Here is a 17,476-nt window from a genome sequence, read left to right on the forward strand (position 1 = left end):
GGTTTACAATATCTAAATATTTTATTTCGTAGTATTGTACATTAAATGATCTCAATTAAATCTTGGCATTGATGATCCTATTAAAAATACAAGTAATTAAACCTCATTTGACTCTTGTGTAATTACTTCATCGCTTAAATAATATTTAAGTATGTCTGATAATAGAGGTTTCCAAGATTTCCAGTTATGTCCACCCTCAAATTCTAAATAATGATATGTGAGCTCTTTGTCTTTAATGACTGTTGCTAAATCTCTATTTGGTGTTAAAAAGTTTGCACGTTCTCCAGTTGTTGGCAAAGCAAAATCTTCTTCTTCTAAACCAATAGCGTGCCAAATAGACAATTCACTATATTGAATACACTTATTAAATTTATCTATTACAGTTTCATCTGAATGCGGGCTAAGCATTGCTACTTGACTAAAAATAGTTGGGTAAGTCAAGGCGGTTAAAAGTGCTATACTACCAGCAAGACTATCTCCAATTAAAATTCTGGCATTACCTACTTTATAAGTTGGAAACGTCTTATCAATAAATGGTAGCAACTCTTTACCAACAGCTTGTACGGTTTTATTACTTCTAGTACCCTGTGGATGAAATTCTTCTCTACGTTTATCAACATCTTCATAATGAAATCCAACTATAATGGCTCGTTGAATTTCATCTTCTCTTCTCAACCGTTCATATTCACGTTGAAGTCTTCCAAATTTTAAAAAATCTAACCCGTCAAAACATATAATGACTTGATACTTAAATAATTCAGAGTAATCTTCAGGCAAATATACTGATAATGTAACATCTCTTTCTAAGATATTACTATGTAATATATGTTTATTAATTTTGCCTGCTTTAAAATTCGACATGACATTGACGCCCCCTAAATAGAATATACTTATTGTATCAAGATAATGATGACTTTTAAATCTCTGATAAAAATCTAATGTTTCATACTTACGAAATTTGGTAATTTATACATAGTTATAACACTTTTTTCAAAATATGGCTCTTTATTTATTAATTACATTATTAAATATGAACTCCATTAATCTCAGTGTATCTCTTTAGAAGTTAAAATTTCCCTTTTTAACGCGTCTTAATTGATATATACTAATTAAATAATGAACAAATGAAAATAGGAGGACGTAAGCTTATGCTTAACAAAGTTTGGTTCCGAACAGGAATTGCCCTAGTTATCTTGTTCGTGCTAATTAAATTGTTTATGGAAGTACAAAGTGTTTTTGCACCTATTGTAACCATTATCGGTTCTGTATTTCTTCCATTTATGATTAGCGGATTTTTATTCTATATCTGCTTACCTTTCCAAAGTATTCTTGAAAAGTGGGGTTTCCCTCGTTGGGCAAGTATCACTACAATTTTTATTGGCTTAATTGCTATTATTGCTATCGTAGTCGCATTTATAGCACCAATTATTATCTCTAACGTGAATAGTTTAATCAAAGCAACACCATCACTGCAAAAAGAAGCTGAGCATATTGTTAACTTCTCACTTACGCAAATGGATAAACTTCCAAGTGATGTAACAGATAGAATTAATTCTGCTGTAAAATCAATTGGTGATAGTATGACTGGAATTTTGGCTAATTCATTTACATACTTAACGTCATTTATTTCAACTGTCTTCTTACTTATCATGGTACCGTTCTTCTTAATATACATGTTAAAAGATCATGAAAAATTCATTCCTGCTCTTGCTAAATTTTTCAAGGGAGAACGTAAAGTATTTGTAGTCGACTTAATGAAAGATTTAAACTTCACATTAAAATCATACATTCAAGGCCAAGTGACTGTAAGTGTTATTTTAGGGGTCATTTTATATATTGGTTATACCATAATTGGTTTACCATATACACCTTTATTAGTACTATTTGCTGGTGTAGCTAACTTAATACCTTTCTTAGGACCATGGTTATCATTTGCACCTGCAGCTGTGCTCGGTATCATAGATAGTCCTACTACATTTATTTGGGTTTGTGTTGTTACATTAATCGCTCAACAACTTGAAGGTAATGTGATTACACCAAATGTTATGGGTAAATCTTTAAGTATTCACCCACTTACAATAATTGTTGTTATTTTAGCCGCAGGAGATTTAGGTGGTTTCACACTTATTTTAATTGCCGTACCACTCTATGCAGTACTTAAGACTATTGCAAGCAATGTCTTTAAATATCGTCAACGCATCATTGATAAAGCTAATAGCGACGTTAAAGACTAGATTGATATAAATTTAAAAAACTTTCAGGAGTGAACTTGAATTTACAATGAATTCAAGTTCACTTCTTTTTGTAAACATAAAAAAACTTGGTGCTATACACACCAAGTAATTGAATTAATTTATTATTTTATTGCGTGGAAACCACTATCTACATGGATATTCTCACCAGTTACGCCACTTGAGAAATCACTCAATAAGTAAGCAGCTGTTTTACCTACTTCTTCTTGATCCACGTTTCGTCTTAATGGTGCACGTTCTTCAATCTCTTTAAGGATTGTGTTGAAACCACCAACACCTTTAGCACTTAATGTACGAATTGGTCCAGCAGAAATAGCATTTACTCGAATGTTGTCCGGGCCTAAATCATAAGCTAAATATTTAACATTAGCTTCTAAACTTGCTTTAGCTACACCCATTACATTATAGTTTTGAACGGCAAATTCACCACCAAGGTATGTTGTTGCAACAATACTACCACCGTTTGGCATTATTTTCTTCGCTTCGTGCGCAACAATTGTTAATGAATATGAACTGATATCTTGCGCAAGTAAGAAACCTTCACGTGATGTTTCAGAGAAACGTCCACGTAAGTCTTCAATATTTGCAAATGCGATAGAGTGATATACGCCATCAATATTGCCTACTTCTTCTCCAATTTTAGCGAAACCATTTACTACATCTTCATCTTTTTGAACATCGATTTGATATAATTTTGGATCTTCTTGGTTTAATTGTTCTAATAATTTTTCTAACTCTTTGCGGCTACGGTCTTTACGATATGTGAATACAAGTTTAGCCCCTAATTGATCTAATACCTTTGCAACGCCAAATCCGATACTACGTTTATTAGCAATACCCATAATTACGAAGGTTTTATTTTCAAGATTAATCATTCGAAATAACTCCTTAATCATCGTTTTTTATATCTTAATCTCACTGTACAAACAATGTAGACTAATCTAACGTTATTATTTTACCATTTTTGCTTCATAATGATAAAGCAATATTATTACCTGGTCATATATGAAAGCCTGGTACATAAATAATATCATAATGCTATTTTTCAAATTCGCAGAAGCTAAATGAACTGAGAGAGCGCCAAAAAATTGCGTATTCTCAGTTATAGACATCCTTTCGAGCGGGGCCCTAGCAAAAAAGATTTTTATAAAGAAATTCTATAAGATAAGCAAATTGGGGTGGGACCATGAATTTAAAAAGAATTCTGTCCCACCCCTGACGCCTGTTTTTAATTTTTTCTAAATCAATAATAAAATTCTAGATCTGATTTTAATTCATCTACGTATTCTTTTGAACCCGTTACGATAAGTCTATCTTTATATCTAAGTTGTGTATCACCATGAGGCACGATTGATTCATTATTACGAATAATTCGAACGAAGATAATATCTCCGCCAAATGGGAAATTACGTAGTTGAATATTTTCATATTGATGATTTAACATTTCAATTTCATACAATGATGTTTCAACATTGCTTAAAATGTTTAACATATTTGGTGTTTCAATTAAGCCTTGTAGGAAGATTTTATTACTAATGAAATTACTGAATACTTCAATACCTTCACCTTTCATTTCTTCATCTTCGTTACTATTTTCAAGTCGACAAATTACGCGTTTAACATCATGTGCTTTGGCTAATTTTGCCACATCACGGTTAAGACTATCATCATTAGCAGAACAAACTACGATGTCTTGATTGAATAACCCTAATCTTTCTAGGAGTTGTTCTTCATAATTCGCTATTTCTACAACAGTTATATGGTCAGATAAATTACGCTTATCTCCTAAATCTTTGCGATAATATAATGTCACATTATATAAGTGTGGTGACAAGTTCTGCACAATTGGAATCGTCAATTGATTCTTGCCAATTAATGCAATATCAATTTTACGATTAGCCTCATCTGGAATTGGAAACATTTTCTTGAAAATAATCGGTACAAACACACACGTAATGATTGCACTTAAAATCAAAATGCCTGACATTTCAGATGATATTGTATTTAATTGCTCTGCAATTTTAGCAGATGCTATAACCAATGATAATGTTGAAGTAAGTAAAAATGCTGATGCTATCGTTGTCTTATTATCAAACCAACGTCTAATAAAGAAAACTGGAATTAATTTTGAAATAATAAAAGCTAGAATAAGCACCGGAATAATTAATAATAATGATGGTTCTTTAATTAATGACGGAATATTTAAATCAACACCAACCATGATAAAGAAGATTGGAATAAAGAACCCGTACCCAAATGAATCAAGTGTATGCACTAATTCTTCATCTGGTTTCAGCAAGGATACAACCACACCAGCTAAGAATGCGCCTAGTATATATTCAGCGCCTACACCCTCTGCAAGTGCAACTAAAAGAATAATTAATGCAAAGATTGCTCTTATGCCTATTTGTGTAGTACCACCAATTAAGCGATGTAAAAATTTCATACGCTTAAATAAAACGCCTAATATATAGAAAATAGCAGTAAATACAAGTAAAATTGCTGAAAGCCAAACTGAACCATTACCACTACCATTGATACCACCGTAAATAGTTAACAGTACCATCGTTACTAGGTCAGCCAATACGGCTACTAATAATATAAATTGACCGATAGTTGTACGCATTATATTCATTTCTTTTAAAGTAGGCACTACGACACCTAGTGATATCGTTGATATGATAATTATCATTAATAACACATCATCTACGAGTCCTAACCATTTAAACGCGTAAGCTAATATTACTGATATAATCATAATAAATGCGAATACGGTTAGTGCTAAATTAAGATGGCTTGGTACATCTTTTTCATGTTTGTTCGTACCTTGTCGATTTCTCTTATCTTTTTTAAAAGTGCTAAAGTCAATCTCTAAACCACTTAAAAACATTAAAAAGATAAAGCCCAACGTTGATAATATATTAAGCATACTATCTTTATGTACTAGATTTAAGAAAGACTGTCCAATAATAATACCCATGATGATTTCGGCTACAACCACTGGTAAAAAATTGATGTTCAGTCTATTTATAATAATTGGTGTAAAAAATGCTGCTAGAACTACAATGACTAGTGAAAAGAACTCCATTTTGTCCCCCTATGTTAAATATGACATGAATGTTGTTGCTAAACCAAAGTAAATTAACATACTTACAATATCATTAATTGTTGTAATAAATGGTCCGCTGGCTACGGCTGGATCAATATTCAGTTTATTCATAAATAATGGAATCATAGAACCAACTAACGTACCAACCGTCATTGCAATAGTAAGACTGCCTCCAACTATTAGTGCTAAAAATGGTTGTCTATATATAACAACGATGATAATAAATAAAACAGTGGCACAAACTAATCCTGAAAGCAAGCCACTTCCCGCTTCTCTTAATGCAACCTTAAATTTACTTTGTTCATCAATTTCCCCAGTAGAGATATTACGTACAGACACCGCAAGTGATTGTGTACCAGAATTTCCGGACATACCACTAATAATAGGTATAAATGCAGCTAATAATGCAACTTGTGATAATGTTGCCTCAAAACTACCTAATATAGTAGCGGTAATCATTCCTAAAAATGTAAGAATGATAAGCCAAGGTAATCGTTTAGTAGCAGTTTTCACAACAGAATCATTTGTTGAGTCAATATCAGATACCCCAGCTAAACGAGAGTAGTCTTCACTAGCCTCTTCATCCATAACATCTAGAATATCATCAATTGTAATAATACCAAGTAAATGTTGTTGATAATCAATTACTGGCATTGCAATAAAGTCATAATCTCTCATTTTTTGAGCTACATCTTCTTGGTCATCTGCTACATTAACGCTAATCACACGCTCACTCATGATATCCTCTATATATGCATCATTTTCAGCTACAATTAAATCTCTTAAAGATAATACTCCAACTAATTGTCCATCGGTATTAATGGCAAAAATAACATAAATCGTTTCGGCATCTGGTGCTTGTTCTTTTACTAACATTAATGCTTCTTTAACCGGAGTATTGACATCTAATGAGATATATTCCGTCGTCATGATACCGCCGGCTGTATCTTCTTCATAATGCAATAGATGCTTAATTTCATTAGCATCGTCACGGTTCATTAACGTTAGCAAACTAGCTACTTTCGGTTTCGAAAGTTCATTTAATATATCTACAGCATTATCAGAAGACATCTCTTCTAAAACTTTACTAGCATAATGTGCATTCATCGTATCAAAAAGGTCTTCATATGCTTCATCATCTATTTCTAATTGTTCAAAGAATTCCCCTACTTCTTGAGGTGATAAAAATTCAAATATCTTTTGTCTATTTTCATTTGTAGTGTCTTCAAAATATTCACTTTGTTCATACTCGTGCATTGCTAGAAATTCTTCTCTAAAACGATCTATATCGTCTTGTTTTAATAGATTATCTAACAAATTTTGGTTATACACTTCGTCAGTATTATAGTCATTATTTTCTGTTTCTAATGACAACGTCAACACCTCCAAATCTTATTATAATTCTGCAAAAATGTTTTGTAGCCATTTATAATCTATCTCTATCTCAATTTCTCTATTATAAATTGGATGTATGAATGTCACTTTATAACATTGTAAAGATTGCGTATGAATTTCAGGATGACTTCCTTCATATAAATCATCACCAACAAGAGGATGTCCTACATAATTAAAATGAACGCGTATTTGATGCGTTCTTCCAGTATGTAATTTAATTTCACATAAACTCGCTTCAGGTTTGGTCATTACTGTTTCATATGAAGTCTTTGCGTATTTTCCTGAAGCATCAATTTTCCTAGTAATAATACTCTGGCTATCTCTAGCAATCGGTTCTTCTATAACACCACTCAATTGCATTTGACCATAACATACACACATATACCTTTTATCTATTGCACTCGTCGTCATTAAATGATGGATATGCCCATGCTTAGCAAATATTACAATGCCTCTAGTGTTACGGTCTAAACGTGTAACAATATGCGGTACGATCGATGTATCGATTAACTGACCAACATTTAAATAATAAAGTACACGTTCTATCAAACTATCATGCGGATGTTCTCTTGACGGAGTGCTATTTAAATAGTTTGGTTTTGACACAATAATTAAATAATCATCTTCATACAATATTTCAATTGGATTACGTGATGGAATCAAATATGAACTAGGTGTTTCATCTGGTAACGCAATAGTTAACTCATCACCTGGCATCATCATTTTTCTGACAGTTACATGACTGTTATTAATAATTAAAGCGCCATTATGTTTAATGGCGCTAATTGTCTTTTTAGAATATTGGTGACGCTGCAAAAAAGACTTAAGCATTTCATTATGCTGTATCACATATTCAAATTTCATCGTCCATCTTCACTTTCAATGAATGAATCATGTACTCTTTTCCAAAATGGGAAAGGTCTAAATCTAGCAAAACGCACTTTCTCATTAGCCACTCTAAACTGAATACCATTGACATTTTTATGTTTTAAACTAACATGATCAATTGTTGTTAAAATGGTATCGTGATTAACAGGTGTGATTAAACATGTATGATGCTTTGGCAAAACAAGTGGTGAACCCACTGTTCTAAATACTCTATTATTGATAGAGGCTATTTCTGCAATCTGCATAGCTTCAAGTGAGGGATGTATTAGTGCTCCACCTAATGCCTTATTATAAGCAGTTGAACCTGAAGGGGTTGAAATACATAAACCGTCACCTCTAAAACGTTCAAATTGCTTACCACGAATGCCCACATCAACTACAAGTGTTGAACCATTTTCCGTTTTCATTGTTGCTTCATTTAAAGCTAAATAACGTGTTTCATAACCATTATCATTGTATCTGACAATAATTTCTAATAATGGATATTCAATGACTTGAAATTCAGAGTTATTAATTTCAATAATTAATTTCTCAACTTCATGAGGTAACCAATCAGCATAAAAACCTAAATGTCCTGTATGTACACCTACAAATGCCACTTGAGAAAGCATGTGGCTGTATTGATGAAAGGCTTGTAATAAAGTTCCATCTCCACCTACCGAAATAACAATTTCTGGATTAACGGCATCTTCTACCATGTGGAAATCTTTCATATGATTTATCATTTTATGCTTTAATGCATTGGATTTTGAATCACCTTTAGACAAGATAGTATAACGCATCCCCACACCTCATTAGTCATGTTTTTTTGCACGTTTTTGAGAATAATATTTCTGTGCTTCTTGAATTTCATCTTTAATCTCAGACATCTCTTCATCTAGAAGATATGCCGCTTCGGCTGCACGCTCAAGACGATGCTGAATTTCCGCTGGATAATCCCCGTCATATTTATATCTTAATGTATGTTCAATTGTAGCCCAGAAATTCATTGCTAATGTTCGTATTTGTATTTCCGCTAAAATGGCTTTCTGACCGTTTAATGTTTCAATTGGATATTCAATAATCACATGATATGAACGATAACCACTTTGTTTTGTGTTATTGATGTAGTCACGTTCCTCAATCACTTTGAAATCTTGTCGTTGTCTAAGCATATTAACAACCACATCGATATCGTCCACAAATTGACACATCATTCTAAGACCAGCAATGTCGTACATCTCTTCACGTAGTCTATCAAACGGTATACCCCTTTTATTCGCCTTATCAATAATACTCGTAATTGGTTTTACTCGACCAGTAACGAATTCAATGGGTGAAGCATCTTCTCCAACTTCATATTGCTTACGCAAACCTTTTAATTTTACCTTTAATTCATCAACGGCTTGTTTATATGGTGTTAAAAATTGATCCCATTGATTCATATTGTTTCACTCCGCTTCACTTTAGGTCAAAAGTTTCTTCAACAGCTGAAACAAACTCCTTACCATAGTTATTATTTCCTTCAACATTCTCAAGTATGTAATCTAATTCCTCTTGAAAATGTTCTAAAACCAAGTCATCGTTTACTATTAGTTTCTTGCCTCTATTCTCATGCAACATGGACCATGTTTCTTGAACGAAAATCAAGTAATCATATGATTGTCCGTCATCTAATAAGTAGGCAAATCCGTAATTATCACTATCAACAAGCATTTGCCCTACTTCTACTAATCCATCAGTTGGATCTTCTGAGTAGCAATAAATGCCATCATCTTTAATTTTAATTTCATTTACATAAATACGCATGCTTGTTCCTCCTTATTATTCTTTATTAGTTTAACATAATTTAACTGTATAACACACGTTTGAAATGCACTTCTTACTCGTCTATCCACTATTGAATGAAGCTCATTATGTCATGACAAATCAAATCATTTTATAAACTATACTTAAGTACTCAGATTTAACTTTTCATTCATATACAATTACTTTAAATATTTATATAACTCAGTCATAATGAATTACAATAAATGGATTTAGAGGTGCAATTATGGCGACGAATAATGAAATAGAATTCAAACAATTACTAAGTAAAGATGTATACGATAAATTTAAATATACTTTTTTTGAAGATAAAGAACCTTTTATTCAAATAAACTACTATATTGATACTCCTAACTTCACATTGCGCGATCATAAATCCGCATTACGAATCCGAGTTAAAAACGACACATATGAAATGACCTTAAAAGTGCCCGCCGACGTAGGTTTAATGGAATATAATCATATGGTTAAACATATACCTAAAACAGGTGATGTAATATCTAATAACTCACTACCAGAAGATATACGAGAAATTGTCGAATCATACGGTATTAATGACAACGAATTAACTATATTAGGCGCATTGAGAACAGCTCGTTTAGAAACAAACTATAAAAATGAATTGTTAGTATTAGATCGAAGTGATTATTTCGACAAAGTTGATTATGAGTTAGAATTTGAAGTTACTGACTATAACAATGGTTTGAAAAAATTTCATAGTTTATTAGAAGAATTTAATCTTGAGCACACCGTACCTAACAATAAAGTTCAACGTTTCTTTGACTATAAGAATCAAATTGACAAGTAGCAGTACGTCGCTGTAAAAAGTCAAATTACTTTTAAATGTAAAAATTCATGTTATATTAGTAATATATTAACGGAAATTGGTGATATTATGTCTAAAACGCCATACGATATTATAGGTGAAACAGCACTTTATAATATGATTGATCATTTCTATGCTCTAGTTGAGAAAGATGACAGAATCAATCATTTGTTCCCTGGGGATTTTGCCGAAACGAGTAGAAAACAAAAGCAATTTCTCACTCAATTTCTAGGTGGACCGAACCTATATACTGAAGAACATGGACATCCGATGTTAAAAAAGAGACATATGGAATTTAAAATTACAACTTATGAAAGAGATGCATGGTTAGAAAATATGCATACTGCAATAACCGAAGCACAGTTTCCAGCTGATGTTGGAGACTATTTATATGAACGTTTACGTCTAACCGCTAACCACATGGTAAATTCCTAAATATAATTGAAGGTGAGTAAAACATGGCTGAAGAACTAAAAATTGTAGACAATAGAAGTCGTGAAGATGCTAATCTGTCACCTGTAAATAAAATTGAAATTTATTCATTTTTTGATCCATTTAATACAGATTGCTTTAAATTATCAGCGATTATTTCTAAATTAAGAATTGAATATAATCAATATATCCGTATCAGACATATTCTAAACCCTTCATTGAAAGTACTTACTAAGTGCCAAGCGCAAAGTACATCTGATTTTGATAATATCGCCTTAGCTTATAAAGCGGCTGAATTACAAGGTCGTTTAAGAGCGGAACGTTTCATCCATTTAATGCAAAATGAAATTATTCCTAAGAAGGATATTATTACGGAAGAAATGATTTGTGACTGCATCATTAATGCAGGTTTAGATTACAATGAATTCAAAGAAGATTTACAAAAAAGCAAATTAACCGAAAGTTTAAAAATAGATTTACACATTGCTCGAGAAATGGAAATTGAGCAAGCACCTTCACTCGTATTCTTCAGTGAAGATGTTCATGAGGAAGGCCTGAAAGTAGAAGGATTATATCCATATCACATTTACACATATATTATTAATGAATTAATGGGTACGCCAATTGAAAAAAATCTTCCACCCAAAATTGAGCATTATATTCAAAAGAAACAACTCGTTACTATGGAAGAACTATTGACCATATATGAGTGGCCCGAAAAGTTAATGACAAAAGAACTTAAGAAATTGGCGTTACAACAAAAAGTAGAAAAACTTCAATATCCTGAAGGAGATTTTTGGCAATCAAAAATGCCTAGAATATAGGATAGCTAACAATAGCCATTCAATGATGATTATATTCATGCATTGGGTGGCTTATTTTTGTGTACACATCAATTTAAGGTTGAACGACTCTGTTTCTATTATTGTTATATAAATCAATTGCAATGTATAGTAGTGGCGTCGAAGTACAATGAAAAATTTATCTACAATGGGGAATTAATTGATAGTGGTAGTTATTAAAAAAGAGTATAAAAAAAACGCCGTGTCTGATTACACGACGCTAAACAAAGGGGATGGGAGAAATTTTTCACTTCAAACAAAGGGGTATGTTTGTTATGTGATTAATTTCATGTTCATAATATAACACGCTAACATAGGTGTTTCAATATTAAAGACCCCTTATTTTAAAATTGTCACAAACTTAACATATTGTAAACGGATACAGTCATTCTAAGCTTTCATAAGTTTTTCAAAAGCATCTAATTTTTGTTCAAAGACCTCACAAGCCTGCTCAATAGGTTCTGGTGAAGTCATATCCACACCGGCATTTTTCAGAATCTCAATTGGATAATTAGAACTTCCTTTTTTCAGGAATTCATTAATATATCTTTCAACTGCAGGTTTACCCTCAGTTAAAATTTGATGACTTAAACTTTGAGCTGCACTATATCCAGTAGCATATTGATATACATAGTAATTCATATAGAAATGAGGGATTCTTGACCATTCTTTGCTAATATTGTCATCTGTTTCAACAACATCACCAAAGTATTGTTTATTCAATTTAGCATATTCATCATTCATACGTGTTGCAGTTAATGGTTCGCCTGCTTCTTCAATTTGATGAATTTTATGTTCGAATTCTGCGAACATAGTCTGACGGAATAAAGTCGCTCTGAATCTTTCAAGTTCTTGATTTAATAATAATAAACGACGTTCATCGTCTAAATGTTTATCCATGTAATCACTTAGTAATGCCTCATTACAAGTTGATGCAACTTCAGCAACAAAGATTGAATAATCACTAGAATTAGATGGTTGATGTTTACGACTGAAATAACTATGTGCTGAATGACCAAATTCGTGGATAAGCGTATATAAATCAGATACAGTATCTGACCAATTTAATAAAATGAATGGATTAGTTAAATGTGCACCAGATGAGTAAGCACCTGATCGTTTACCTTTATTTTCATAAACGTCGACCCATCGATTATTCAAACCTTCTTTTACTACATCAAGGTACTCTTCACCCATAGGTTCTAACGCTTTTAACATCCATTCTTTTGCTTTTTCATAAGGCATTTCAAATTTAACGTCCTTAACCATTGGCGTATATAAATCGTACATTTTCAGCTCATCAACAGCTAATAATTCTTTTCTTAGTTTTGTGTATCTGTGCAGTAATGGTAAATATTTATGCACAGTTTTCACTAAATTATCATAGACTTCTTCTGGTATATGATTATTACTTAACGCACGCTCACGAGCTGTTTTATAGTTATGTGTTCGAGCATTAAAGACATTCTTCTTAACTTCCCCTGCTAATGTTGAACCTAGAGTATTATTATAAGCACCGTAAGCTTTATATAAATTATTATATGCTGATTGACGTAACTCGCGATCATCAGATTCTAAATATTTGATAAAAGTTCCTTGTGTTAATGGATGTTTTTCACCATTTTTATCTACTGCATCTTCAAATTCTAAATCTGCATTACTAAACATACCGTACACATTACTTGGTGTAGATAGTGCATCTTGAGCCTCAGTAAGTAATTTCTCTTGCTCGGCATCTAAAATGTGTGGTCGTTTTTCATTGATAAGTTTTAAATCAAATTCATAACGTTTTAAGTTGTCATTAGTTTCGATAAATGATTGAAGTTTATCTTCATCAATTTGAAGAATTTCTGGTACTAAGAAACTCCATGCGGAACTAATTTTAATTATAAGTTGATGTGCACGTGACTCGAATCCTGTATATTTATCGTTTGAAGTATCTTGGTCTTGTTTTAAATGTGCATACACATATACTTTCTCTAGTTTAGTACCAATTTCATCTTCTAATGCAAGCGCATCATATAATGTATCAGCGCTATCTGCTAAGTGCCCTTTAAATTGCTCTTCTTTACCTAGATAACCTTCAACCTCTTTTAATGCTTCTTCAAAAGCTTCATCATTTTTAAAAATCGTTGTTAAATCCCACGTATCATTTGGATATTTACGTTCTTGCTCTTCTCTTGTTAATTGTTGACTCATATAGTAAACCTCCTATAATAACTAATGTTATAATTTTCTCATTATTCCCTATGAATTGCACGTTTTAACTATATTTAATGTAATGATTAATAAGTTCTGAGACAACATAATCCATAGAAATAGTGTTAAGGTACATCTGCCTAAATTTAAGAAAGGCTTTTAAACACTGATGTACATCACACTCTTGTTCATTAAATAATTTAAATTGTAATTGCCACTGAACTGGATGATTCTCAATATAAAGTTGATAAGGGAATATGTAGCCGAAGTTATGATAAACAGCTTCATCTGTTAATCTTAAATGGTACATTGCGCTTAACGATGGTTCAAGGACGGAATTTTTCCTTCTACATTGATTCAAGTAATAATGTATTTCAGATTTAGTTAGCTTGAAAATGTGTTGATATGGCGTAGACATGATACTAATCTGATTCACTAATTCGTTGATTTCAATTACTGTTTGTTTTGCGATAAATTGTTTGCCACCAATATGCTGAATTTGACTATATAAAACAACACACTTGTTCTTTTGATTCCATGCATATAAACACCTGTTTATTGGATGTATAAAATGTGCTTGAAATGAATTGAGATATAGCCTTCCCCTATGATATCGACAATCTTGAATTAACCAAATGACTTCCATATTCAGCTGTTTAAATCCCTTTGTTCGTTCTATGATCTCTTCAATATCTATTCTAGAAAATTGAATTTCAATTACGTATTTTGAATTCACTAGTATGTCTGGGTATTGTTGAATAGTTGGACAATAAGGTTCAATTTGAACGTGATAATGCAGTTGTGATAACATTTTCGCAATAAAACACTTTACAAAGTAATGTTGTTCGGATTCTTGTTTTGCACAATAACATACGCTATCAACCTTATGCGCGAAATGCGGGATTTTTTTTGTGCCACACTTTAATAATAGTTGTGAGCTACAATGCGGACAATAATAGCTGTCCTGTTTCTTTGCACGATGTGCATATACTTGCTCGCCTTGTTGATTTATAGCGATTAACATAAATTTCACTCACCTCATAAGATTAAACGTATGAAATGGTGATTTTACTTCTCAACACAAAAAAACCGAAGCAATATTCATTGCCTCGGTAAAAACTTTCATTATTCAACTGTGTCTGGGAAATAACGTCTCACTTGAGCAGTTACATTATGACTCATAATAATCTTAGCATAATCATTTAAGTATACTTCAGTTTTATCTGTTGGATATGCAAACTCTAACATCTGACTATAACTATCGTTAATCGTTTCTTGACTGACTGATTCATCAAAGTGAATAGCATAGTAATATTTATTGTCATTCATATATAATAAATCTTCAAATTCATCAGTTGATAAATTATGGTGATATGCATAACTAATAACTTGCTCTAAATCATCAAATTTAACGATAACTGTTCTTATGTTCGGACGTTGTTTCGTTTGTTTTTGTTCAGACTTATGAGAGTGCTTTTGTTGTTGTGCTCTTTGTTCGAATAAATCTTCAATGCTCTCTTCATTTTCTAATGTATTTGCAAGTAATTCGTTAACTTGTTCTTCAAATTGCTCATTTGCATCTTCATCAGACATATTCATAGCTTCTTCATTTTTAGATTTAGAAATCGTAACTTCCACACCTTTTTCAAAGGCATGTACTTGTATCCAAAGAGGTCCTTCAACTACGAAGTCTTCTTCTTCATTGATTTCATCCATCATTGACCAGAAGAATTCTTCGCCTCTTTTACGGTTAGTCCATAAATCTTCTCGACTGAATCCTCTAGCTTCAATATCACTATAAGTTATAAATAATTTGACTGTTGTGTCATCAACGCGTTCTATTCTCATATCATCTCACTCCTTACAGTCGATGAATAGTAACCATATTGTATTAGAACGTGGTGGAAATTACAATTTATTTGTTTGATTAAATTTAACTATTTTACAATCGTTATATATACTAACATATTCCCTTTTTGAGTTACAAAAAACAGCACTAAAATAGTGCTGTTTCATATTATTATAATCTTCAATTAAATTTTAAAATTAATCAACAAGACGTTGCGCTTCTTGTAATTGGAAAGTACGAACCTTTCTAGGTAAGAAACGTCTGATTTCATCTTCGTTATAGCCAACCTGTAAACGTTTTTCATCTAGAATAATTGGACGACGTAATAGTCCTGGATTATCTTGAATGATCGCATAAAGATCTTGTAGTGGTAAAGAATCAATGTCAACATTTAATTTTTGGTATGTTTTAGAACGAGTAGAAATAATTTCGTCAGTACCGTCTTCAGTCATTTTTAAAATTTGTTTGATTTCATCAATTGTTAAATGTTCAGAAAAAATGTTACGCTCCGTATATGGAATGTCATGTTCTTGTAACCATGCTTTCGCTTTACGGCAAGATGTGCAACTTGGTGAAGTAAATAATGTTACCATACATCTCACTCTCCTATTGAATGAATATTATTCATTATTTTTGAATTTATTGATTAAGAAATGATAATTTATTTAGTCCTCTTAACCTTACAATGTTAGTATAACCAACTAACATTAAAATTAAATGAGAAAATCCTAATTTTTCTGAGAAATCTCAAATTTTCTAAAAACCTAAATTTAAAGGCTTAGAATTAACGTATAACTACATACTAACATAACTTACATTTTAAAGAAATACTGTTATAATTTAAATAATATGAATTAAAACTAAGAAAGTAGGCATCTAATATGGAGACATTATTTTCAGGAATTCAACCTAGTGGAATACCCACAATCGGTAATTATATTGGGGCATTAAAACAATTTGCTGATGTACAAAATGATTATGATTGTTATTTTTGCATCGTCGACCAACATGCAATTACTGTGCCACAAGATAAAATCAAATTACGTAAACAAATCCGTCAACTTGCGGCTATTTATTTAGCATCTGGCATAAACCCAGAAAAAGCTACCTTATTTATACAATCTGAAGTACCAGCACACGTGCAAGCAGGTTGGATGCTCACAACAATTTCAAGTGTTGGAGAACTTGAACGTATGACTCAATATAAAGATAAAGCTCAAAAACGTACTGATGGTATTCCAGCAGGATTACTAACTTACCCACCATTAATGGCTGCAGATATTGTGATATACAATACTAATATTGTTCCAGTTGGTGAAGACCAAAAGCAACATATGGAATTAACACGTAACTTAGTCGAACGTTTTAATAGTCGTTATAATGACATTTTGGTTAAACCAGAAATTCGTATGCCTAAAGTAGGTGGTCGCGTCATGAGTTTACAAGACCCAACGAAGAAAATGAGTAAAAGTGATGATAATCAGAAAAACTTTATTTCATTACTAGACGAGCCTAATGTGGCAGCAAAGAAAATTAAAAGTGCTGTAACAGATTCAGATGGAATTATTAAATTTGATCGTGATAACAAACCAGGTATTTCAAATTTATTAACAATATACTCTAGCTTAACAAATGAGTCTATTAAAGATTTAGAAGCTAAGTACGAAAATGAAGGATACGGTAAGTTCAAAACAGACTTATCAGAAATCGTCAAAGATTTCTTAATTAACTTCCAAGAAAAATATAATGAATTTTACAATTCAGATAAACTAGATGACATCCTAGATCATGGTCGCGATAAAGCTCAAAAAGCGTCATTCAAAACATTGAAAAAAATGGAACGTGCCATGGGACTGGGACGTAAAAGATAATACATTA

At 32.0% G+C, this 17,476-nt stretch carries 17 protein-coding genes; 5 read left to right on the top strand and 12 right to left on the bottom strand.

Features of this window, described 5'->3' with window-relative positions:
• Nucleotides 1–96: 96 nt before the first annotated feature.
• On the bottom strand, nt 97–861 hold the full coding sequence (locus SBL15_RS01365) for an esterase family protein (RefSeq protein WP_107611385.1): 765 nt from the start codon (nt 859–861) through the stop codon (nt 97–99).
• Nucleotides 862–1,148: 287 nt separating this feature from the next.
• Here SBL15_RS01365 and cozEa point away from each other — a divergent pair, with 287 nt between their 5' ends.
• Complete coding sequence (gene cozEa, locus SBL15_RS01370; RefSeq protein ID WP_011276216.1) at nt 1,149–2,234, top strand: lipoteichoic acid biosynthesis protein CozEa; 1,086 nt, start codon at nt 1,149–1,151, stop codon at nt 2,232–2,234.
• A 122-nt stretch (nt 2,235–2,356) separates the two neighbouring features.
• On the opposite strand, the gene fabI is transcribed toward cozEa, so the two are convergent.
• The 7 genes from fabI to SBL15_RS01405 all read right to left on the bottom strand — a co-directional run bounded on the left by fabI (nt 2,357) and on the right by SBL15_RS01405 (nt 9,432).
• A complete protein-coding gene (gene fabI / locus SBL15_RS01375; RefSeq protein WP_037535483.1) occupies nt 2,357–3,127 on the bottom strand; it encodes an enoyl-ACP reductase FabI in 771 nt (256 codons plus the stop codon).
• A 368-nt stretch (nt 3,128–3,495) separates the two neighbouring features.
• Nucleotides 3,496–5,340, bottom strand: a complete 1,845-nt coding sequence (locus SBL15_RS01380) for a monovalent cation:proton antiporter family protein (RefSeq protein ID WP_107611387.1) — start codon at nt 5,338–5,340, stop codon at nt 3,496–3,498.
• A 9-nt stretch (nt 5,341–5,349) separates the two neighbouring features.
• On the bottom strand, nt 5,350–6,735 hold the full coding sequence (gene mgtE, locus SBL15_RS01385; protein WP_107611388.1) for a magnesium transporter: 1,386 nt from the start codon (nt 6,733–6,735) through the stop codon (nt 5,350–5,352).
• A 21-nt stretch (nt 6,736–6,756) separates the two neighbouring features.
• Entirely contained in the window at nt 6,757–7,620 is an 864-nt protein-coding gene (locus tag SBL15_RS01390) for an RluA family pseudouridine synthase (RefSeq protein WP_107611389.1), read from the bottom strand.
• On the bottom strand, nt 7,617–8,426 hold the full coding sequence (locus SBL15_RS01395) for an NAD kinase (RefSeq protein ID WP_011276221.1): 810 nt from the start codon (nt 8,424–8,426) through the stop codon (nt 7,617–7,619). The genes SBL15_RS01390 and SBL15_RS01395 overlap by 4 nt, the downstream gene beginning before the upstream one ends.
• 12 nt (nt 8,427–8,438) lie before the next feature.
• Entirely contained in the window at nt 8,439–9,068 is a 630-nt protein-coding gene (locus tag SBL15_RS01400; RefSeq protein ID WP_011276222.1) for a GTP pyrophosphokinase family protein, read from the bottom strand.
• Between the two features lie 16 nt (nt 9,069–9,084).
• Complete coding sequence (locus tag SBL15_RS01405; RefSeq protein ID WP_011276223.1) at nt 9,085–9,432, bottom strand: hypothetical protein; 348 nt, start codon at nt 9,430–9,432, stop codon at nt 9,085–9,087.
• Between the two features lie 244 nt (nt 9,433–9,676).
• Between SBL15_RS01405 and SBL15_RS01410 the strand changes: the two genes are divergently transcribed.
• The 3 genes from SBL15_RS01410 to yjbH all read left to right on the top strand — a co-directional run bounded on the left by SBL15_RS01410 (nt 9,677) and on the right by yjbH (nt 11,532).
• Nucleotides 9,677–10,258, top strand: coding sequence for a CYTH domain-containing protein (locus tag SBL15_RS01410; RefSeq protein ID WP_107611390.1), 582 nt, complete (start codon nt 9,677–9,679; stop codon nt 10,256–10,258).
• Nucleotides 10,259–10,345: 87 nt separating this feature from the next.
• Entirely contained in the window at nt 10,346–10,711 is a 366-nt protein-coding gene (locus SBL15_RS01415; RefSeq protein WP_107611391.1) for a truncated hemoglobin YjbI, read from the top strand.
• 23 nt (nt 10,712–10,734) lie between these two features.
• On the top strand, nt 10,735–11,532 hold the full coding sequence (yjbH, locus tag SBL15_RS01420; protein WP_037535471.1) for a protease adaptor protein YjbH: 798 nt from the start codon (nt 10,735–10,737) through the stop codon (nt 11,530–11,532).
• Nucleotides 11,533–11,940: 408 nt separating this feature from the next.
• Here yjbH and pepF read toward each other — a convergent pair whose 3' ends face one another.
• From pepF to spxA, 4 genes are all read right to left on the bottom strand, one after another.
• Nucleotides 11,941–13,749, bottom strand: coding sequence for an oligoendopeptidase F (gene pepF / locus SBL15_RS01425; RefSeq protein WP_317954970.1), 1,809 nt, complete (start codon nt 13,747–13,749; stop codon nt 11,941–11,943).
• Between the two features lie 64 nt (nt 13,750–13,813).
• Nucleotides 13,814–14,773, bottom strand: coding sequence for a competence protein CoiA (locus SBL15_RS01430; protein ID WP_317954972.1), 960 nt, complete (start codon nt 14,771–14,773; stop codon nt 13,814–13,816).
• Nucleotides 14,774–14,874: 101 nt separating this feature from the next.
• Nucleotides 14,875–15,597 (bottom strand): adaptor protein MecA, encoded by a 723-nt coding sequence (gene mecA, locus SBL15_RS01435; RefSeq protein ID WP_037535464.1) that lies wholly within the window; start codon nt 15,595–15,597, stop codon nt 14,875–14,877.
• A 198-nt stretch (nt 15,598–15,795) separates the two neighbouring features.
• The gene (gene spxA, locus SBL15_RS01440) at nt 15,796–16,191 is read right to left on the bottom strand and encodes a transcriptional regulator SpxA (protein ID WP_011276230.1); all 396 of its coding nucleotides are present in this window, start codon (nt 16,189–16,191) and stop codon (nt 15,796–15,798) included.
• Between the two features lie 288 nt (nt 16,192–16,479).
• On the opposite strand from spxA, the gene trpS reads away from it, so the two are divergent.
• The gene (gene trpS / locus SBL15_RS01445) at nt 16,480–17,469 is read left to right on the top strand and encodes a tryptophan--tRNA ligase (RefSeq protein ID WP_011276231.1); all 990 of its coding nucleotides are present in this window, start codon (nt 16,480–16,482) and stop codon (nt 17,467–17,469) included.
• Nucleotides 17,470–17,476: the final 7 nt, after the last annotated feature.

Source organism: Staphylococcus sp. NWU MKU2 (genome assembly GCF_033283605.1).
In the GTDB taxonomy this organism is placed as follows: domain Bacteria; phylum Bacillota; class Bacilli; order Staphylococcales; family Staphylococcaceae; genus Staphylococcus; species Staphylococcus haemolyticus.